This window comes from Sphingomonas asaccharolytica NBRC 15499, assembly GCF_001598355.1.
Lineage (GTDB): Bacteria > Pseudomonadota > Alphaproteobacteria > Sphingomonadales > Sphingomonadaceae > Sphingomonas > Sphingomonas asaccharolytica.
Genome location: NZ_BCYU01000143.1, coordinates 1 through 5840 on the forward strand (window position 1 = coordinate 1; position 5840 = coordinate 5840).

General features: G+C 66.2%; 6 protein-coding genes. All 6 read left to right on the forward strand.

Annotation, left to right across the window (positions count from 1 at the left end; genetic code table 11):
- The first annotated feature begins 77 nt into the window (after positions 1 to 77).
- The 6 genes from SAS01S_RS21405 (at position 78) to SAS01S_RS21430 (ending at position 5825) form a co-directional block, all read left to right on the forward strand.
- On the forward strand, positions 78 to 1121 hold the full coding sequence (locus SAS01S_RS21405; protein WP_066813170.1) for an enoyl-CoA hydratase/isomerase family protein: 1044 nt from the start codon (positions 78 to 80) through the stop codon (positions 1119 to 1121).
- Positions 1118 to 1462, forward strand: coding sequence for a YunG family protein (locus SAS01S_RS21410; protein WP_174545002.1), 345 nt, complete (start codon positions 1118 to 1120; stop codon positions 1460 to 1462). The genes SAS01S_RS21405 and SAS01S_RS21410 overlap by 4 nt, the downstream gene beginning before the upstream one ends.
- 10 nt (positions 1463 to 1472) lie before the next feature.
- Entirely contained in the window at positions 1473 to 2249 is a 777-nt protein-coding gene (locus tag SAS01S_RS21415; protein ID WP_066813172.1) for an enoyl-CoA hydratase, read from the forward strand.
- A 90-nt stretch (positions 2250 to 2339) separates the two neighbouring features.
- Positions 2340 to 3227: a 3-hydroxyisobutyrate dehydrogenase gene (gene mmsB, locus SAS01S_RS21420; protein WP_066813174.1), complete on the forward strand. Its 888-nt coding sequence runs from the start codon at positions 2340 to 2342 to the stop codon at positions 3225 to 3227.
- Positions 3224 to 3691 carry a GreA/GreB family elongation factor gene (locus tag SAS01S_RS21425; protein ID WP_066813176.1) on the forward strand — a complete coding sequence of 156 codons (468 nt, stop codon included), beginning with the start codon at positions 3224 to 3226 and terminating at the stop codon, positions 3689 to 3691. The genes mmsB and SAS01S_RS21425 overlap by 4 nt, the downstream gene beginning before the upstream one ends.
- A 184-nt stretch (positions 3692 to 3875) precedes the next feature.
- Positions 3876 to 5825: a M1 family metallopeptidase gene (locus tag SAS01S_RS21430; protein ID WP_066813178.1), complete on the forward strand. Its 1950-nt coding sequence runs from the start codon at positions 3876 to 3878 to the stop codon at positions 5823 to 5825.
- Positions 5826 to 5840: the final 15 nt, after the last annotated feature.

Consider the following 5840-nt stretch of genomic DNA (forward strand, 5'->3'; position numbering starts at 1 on the left):
AGGGCGCGAACCGCTGGCTGCCCTCACCCTTCCGCGGCCTTTGGCCGCTCCCTCCCTCTCCCAGAGGGAGAGGGGTTATGACCGACGACGTCCTCACCTTCATCGAGGGCAAGGTCGGCCGTATCCGGCTCAACCGGCCCAAGACGATCCATGCGCTCAACACGGCGATGTGCGCGGCCGTGCTCGACGCGCTGGCGGCGTGGCGCGACGACCCCGCGGTCGAGGCGGTGATGATCGATCATGCTGATGGTAGAGGCTTCTGTGCCGGCGGCGACATTCGCATGCTCGCGGAGAGCGGCGCGAAGGACGGGGTCGAGGCGCGGGAGTTCTTCTTCACCGAATATCGCATGAACCATCGCCTGTTCACCTACGAAAAGCCGATCGTCGCGTTCATGGACGGCATCACCATGGGTGGTGGCGTCGGCATCTCGCAGCCCGCGCGCTACCGCGTCGCGACCGAGAATACCCGGCTCGCCATGCCCGAAACCGGGATCGGCCTGTTCCCCGATGTCGGCGGCGGTTGGTATCTGTCGCGCCTGCCGGGGCGGGTCGGCCAGTATCTCGCGTTGACCGGGCATCGGCTCGACGGGGCGGAGTGTCTTAATCTTGGCCTGGCGAGCGATTATTTGACCAGCGACACGCTCGCGATGGCCAAGGCGCGGATCGCGGCGGCGCCGACCGAGATCGAGGAAATTCTCGTCGAGCTGGGGTCGCCGGTGCCCGAGGCGAAGATCGTCGCGCACGAAGAGAACATCAACCGCCTGTTCGAGTCCGACCGGCTGGAAGACATCTACGCCGCGCTGGAGAGCGAAGGCGGTACCTGGGGCGCGGAAACCCTGGCGACGCTCAGGACCAAATCCCCACAGACGATGAAAGTGTCGCTGTGCCTGCTCGCGGAGGGTCGACAGATGGTCGATTTCGCCGCCGAGATGGCCCAGGAATATGCCGTCGGCAGCCGCGTTGTCGTGCGTCACGATTTCCTCGAGGGCGTCCGCGCGGTGATCGTCGACAAGGACAATGCGCCGGTCTGGAACCCCGACAAACCCGAAGGCGTCACCGACGACCTGATCGACGCGATTTTCGCACCCCTGCCGAAGGAAGAGGCCTGGACACCGCAATGACCATCGAAACGCCCGACCAGCTCTATCACCGCGTCAAGCGTGCCTGGGCGCCGGAGACGGTGTCGACACTGTTCGATCCCGCCAATCCGTGCCGCAATCAATGCGCGGTGACCGCACTTGCGGTGCGGCGGCTGATGGGCGGAGAGATCGTCAAGACCCGCACCAAGGGCGGCACGCATTTCTACAATCTGATCGACGGCCGCTATTGGGACTTGGCCGCCGACCAGTTCGACGAACCGATCCCCTACGAAAACCTGCCGACCTCCGCCGATGAGGCGTTCGAGCATGCGACGCCCGCACAGCTCGACGCGTTGCTGGCCAATATCGCGTCCGCGCGTTGATGGAGTTCCTATGACCTACGAAACCCTATTGGTCGAACAGCGCGACGCCGGCGTCACGTTGATCACGCTCAACCGGCCGCAAGCGCTCAACGCGCTCAACAACCAGGTGCTGGGTGAGCTGGTCGCGGCGCTGCAAGCGTTCGATGCCGATCCCAGCCAGGGCTGCGCGGTGCTGACCGGCAGCGAGAAGGCGTTCGCGGCGGGTGCCGACATCAAGGAGATGCAGCCGCAGTCGTTCGGCGACATGTACGGCGACAATTATTTCGCGGGTTGGGAGCAGTTCACTCGCACCCGCAAGCCGGTGATCGCGGCGGTTGCCGGTTTCGCGCTCGGCGGCGGCTGCGAGCTGGCGATGATGTGCGACTTCATCCTCGCCGCTGACACCGCGAAGTTTGGCCAACCCGAGATCAAGCTCGCGGTCGCCCCCGGCATGGGCGGATCGCAGCGCCTGACCCGCGCGGTCGGCAAGGCCAAGGCGATGGAAATGTGCCTGACCGGCCGCTTCATGGACGCCGAGGAGGCCGAGCGCGCCGGTTTGGTGTCACGGATCATTCCCGCCGCCGATCTGGTCGAGGAAGCGGTCAAGACCGCCGCTACGATCGCCGGCATGGCGCCGCTCGCGGTGCTCGCCAACAAGGAAATGGTCAACGCTGCGTTCGAAACAACGCTGATGCAGGGCGTCCAGTTCGAGCGCCGCCTGTTCCATGGGCTGTTCGGGACGGAAGACCAGAAAGAAGGCATGGCTGCGTTCGTCGAGAAACGGCCGGGGAAATGGGTAGGGAAGTAAGCCGTCGCCCCGGCGGAGGCCGGGGCCGCTGGCGATCTATCCCAAAAACATTGCGGCCCCGGCCTTCGCCGGGGCGACGGAGAGAAGAAAATGGCACGCGTCGCATTCATCGGGCTGGGCAATATGGGCGGCGGGATGGCCGCGAACCTGGCGAAGAAGGGGCATGACGTCCGCGCCTTCGACCTGTCGGCCGAGGCGCTCGACAAGGCCAGGGCTGCCGGCTGCCTGCCCGCGGCGAATGCTGCTAAAGCGGTCGATGGCGCAGAGGCGGTGGTCACCATGCTACCCGCCGGCAAGCATGTCGAAAGCGTCTATGGGGAGTCGATCCTGGGCAAGGCGCCGCTGAGCGCAATCCTGATGGATTGCTCGACGATCGACGTCGCCACCGCCAAGCGTGTCGGCGAAGCGGCGCAGGCCAAAGGCTATGCCGCGGTCGATGCGCCGGTGTCGGGCGGGATCGCGGCGGCCAATGCGGGTACTTTGACCTTCATGGTCGGCGGTTCTGCCGAGGCGTTCGATCGCGCTCAGCCGTTCCTCGCCGACATGGGCAAGGCGGTGATCCACGCCGGGGGATCGGGCGCTGGGCAGGCAGCCAAGATCTGCAATAACATGGTGCTCGGCGCCGAGATGATCGCGACGTGCGAAGCGTTCGTGCTCGCCGACAAGCTCGGGCTCGATCCGCAGAAATTCTTCGACATCGCCAGCGTGAGTTCGGGTCAGAGCTGGTCGCTGACCAGCTACGCGCCCTGGCCCGGCGTCGGGCCGGAGACGCCCGCCGACCGCGACTATCAGGGCGGCTTCGCGACCGCGCTGATGCTCAAGGATCTGCGCCTGGCGATGGAAGCCGCGGCCTCGGTCGATGCCGATACGCCGATGGGGGCGAAGGCGGCCGAACTCTATCAGGCATTCAACGATGCCGGCAATGGCGGGCTCGATTTCTCGGCGATCATCCGGTTGCTGGGCAAGGACCGGCAATGAGCGTCGCGTTCCGCCGCGAGAGCGACGAGGAGCATAAGGAACCGCGCTTCGAGCTGCCGATTCCAGCGGGACCGAACCTGGTCACTGAAGGCGGCCCGGCGCTGATCGACGCCCGAATCGCCGCGCTTGAGGCCGAGCAGGTCGATGCCGACGAGGCGCGCCGCGAGGAAATCGCGCGCGACCTGCGCTATTGGCACAGGCGCCGCGTGACGGCGATCGTCGCGCCGGTGCCGCCGGCGGACGAGATCGCGTTCGGCTCGCGCGTGCGGATCGCGGTGGATGGCAGCGAGCGCGTGATACGGCTTGTCGGCGATGACGAGGCGGACCCGGCGGCGGGGCTGATCGCGTTTTCGGCGCCACTCGCCCGGGCGTTGATCGGCGCGATGGAGGGGGAGGTGGCGTCTCTGCCGGGTCGTCCTGATGCTGTTGAGGTGATCGAGATTTTGTCGGCTGCGGGCGCCTAAAAAAAAGACCCTCACCCTTCCGGCACTTCGCGCCTCCCTCCCTCTCCCGCACGCGGGAGAGGGAGGGAGGCGCCGCCGAAGGCGGTGGGAAGGGTGAGGGTCTGTATCGGCTATCGCTGGCTGGACAACAGCCTGCCATTGTGGCGGAAGGGCGCACCCCTCCCTGGTCCAGGATCCTCCCTCCATGTCCACCCGGCTCGCCCGCCTCATCGGTCTCGCCCTGATCGTCGCCGCGACCACTGCCGCCAGCGGATCGAGCTACCAACCGCGCGAGACCTTCGCGCCCTACGACATGGGCCAGGCGGTCAACAGTTATCGCGGCGCCGACGGCATGCCCGGGCCCAATTACTGGCAGAACCGCGCCGATTATCAGATCCACGCGACGCTCGATCCCGCCGCGCATACGATCAAGGGCGAAGTGGCGATCACCTACACCAATGCCAGCCCGAGCGCGCTCGACGCGCTGTGGCTGCAGCTCGACCAGAATATCTACCGCCCCGGATCGCGCGGTAGTCTGGCGCAGGGTGGCGTGCCGCGCGGCAATACCCAGGGGATGACGCTCGACCAGGTATCGGTGACGCTCGGCAAGACTGCGGTGCCGGTGACGCCGGTGATCAGCGATACGCGCGCGCAGCTGCCATTGCCCACGCCGCTCGCCCCGGGCGGCAAGGCGGTGATCCACATCCGCTATCATTACGAAGTGCCCAGCGACGATTTCGGTGGGCGCACCGGCTGGCTGACCGCGAAGATCGGCGCGCCGATCTATTCGGTCGCGCAATGGTATCCGCGCATGGCGGTGTTCGACGATCTTCGCGGCTGGGACCCCGCGCCCTATCTCGCGCAGGAATTCTACCTCGAATACGGCAATTTCGATTATTTCATCACCGTCCCCTCGGACATGATCGTCGCCGGGTCGGGCGAGCTGGTCAATCCGCAGGAGGTGCTCACTCCGCAGCAGCAAGCGCGGCTGGCGGCGGCGCGGCGCAGCGACCGCACGGTGATGATCCGCGAGCCCGAACGCGTCGGCGATCCGACCACGCGGCCAAAGGCGGGTCCCCTGACCTGGCATTTCCACATGGACAATAGCCGCGACGTCGCGTTCAGCGCGTCCTCGGCGTTCGCCTGGGACGCGGCGCGGATCAACCTGCCCGGCTGCAAGCCGTCGCTTGCGATGTCTTTCTATCCGGCGGAATCGGCGGGCCCCGACAGATGGGCGCGCTCGACCGAATATATGAAGGACGCGGTCGAGCGCTATTCGGCCAAATGGTATCCTTATCCCTGGCCCGCCGCGATCAACATCGCCGGCCCGGCATCGGGGATGGAATATCCGGGCATCGTGTTCGACGGGGTCGAGGACAAGGGCAAGGAGCTGTTCTGGATCAGCGCGCACGAGATCGGGCACAGCTGGTTCCCGATGATCGTAGGCTTCGACGAGCGCCGCAACGCCTGGATGGACGAAGGCTTCAACACCTTCATCGACACCTATGAATCGGACGAGTTCAACCGCGGCGAATATGCCCCCAAGCGCGACAGCGAATATGCGCCCGGCGGCGGCAACCCGGTCGACGAAATCCTGCCGATCCTGGCCGATCCCGATGCCCCGCCGATCCTCTCGCGCGCCGACACGATCCCCGGCAAGTACCGCCACCCGGTGACCTATTTCAAATCGGCGTTGGGGCTGGTGCTGTTGCGTGAGCAGATCCTGGGCCCACAGCGGTTCGACGCGGCGTTCCGCCGCTTCATCGCTGCCTGGGCGTTCAAGCATCCCAAGCCCGCCGACTTCTTCCGTGCGATGGAAAGCGAGAGCGGCGAGGACCTCTCTTGGTGGTGGCGCGGCTGGTACGCGAACAATTGGCAGATGGACCTGGCGATCGACACCATCTCGACAGCCAAGGACGGCACGCCGCTGATCCGCGTCGTATCGCGCGACAAGCTCGTGATGCCGGCGACGTTGCGCGTGACCTATGCCGACGGACGGACTAGCGACATCGCACTGCCCGCCGAGACATGGATCCGCCAGGCAACGACCGACGTCGCGGTGCCGCGTGGTACGGTGGTCAGGGCCGAACTCGACCCCGACCATAAGCTGCCCGATCGCGACCGGTCGAACAACGTTGCGACCCGCAAGCCGTAAGGAGAGGCGGGGCGG

What these genes read in the sequence shown, in the direction of transcription:
- SAS01S_RS21405 (WP_066813170.1), top strand. Translation starts at nt 78, where the DNA reads ATGACCGACGACGTCCTCACCTTCATCGAGGGCAAGGTCGGCCGTATC.
- SAS01S_RS21410 (WP_174545002.1), top strand. Translation starts at nt 1,118, where the DNA reads ATGACCATCGAAACGCCCGACCAGCTCTATCACCGCGTCAAGCGTGCC.
- SAS01S_RS21415 (WP_066813172.1), top strand. Translation starts at nt 1,473, where the DNA reads ATGACCTACGAAACCCTATTGGTCGAACAGCGCGACGCCGGCGTCACG.
- mmsB (WP_066813174.1), top strand. Translation starts at nt 2,340, where the DNA reads ATGGCACGCGTCGCATTCATCGGGCTGGGCAATATGGGCGGCGGGATG.
- SAS01S_RS21425 (WP_066813176.1), top strand. Translation starts at nt 3,224, where the DNA reads ATGAGCGTCGCGTTCCGCCGCGAGAGCGACGAGGAGCATAAGGAACCG.
- SAS01S_RS21430 (WP_066813178.1), top strand. Translation starts at nt 3,876, where the DNA reads ATGTCCACCCGGCTCGCCCGCCTCATCGGTCTCGCCCTGATCGTCGCC.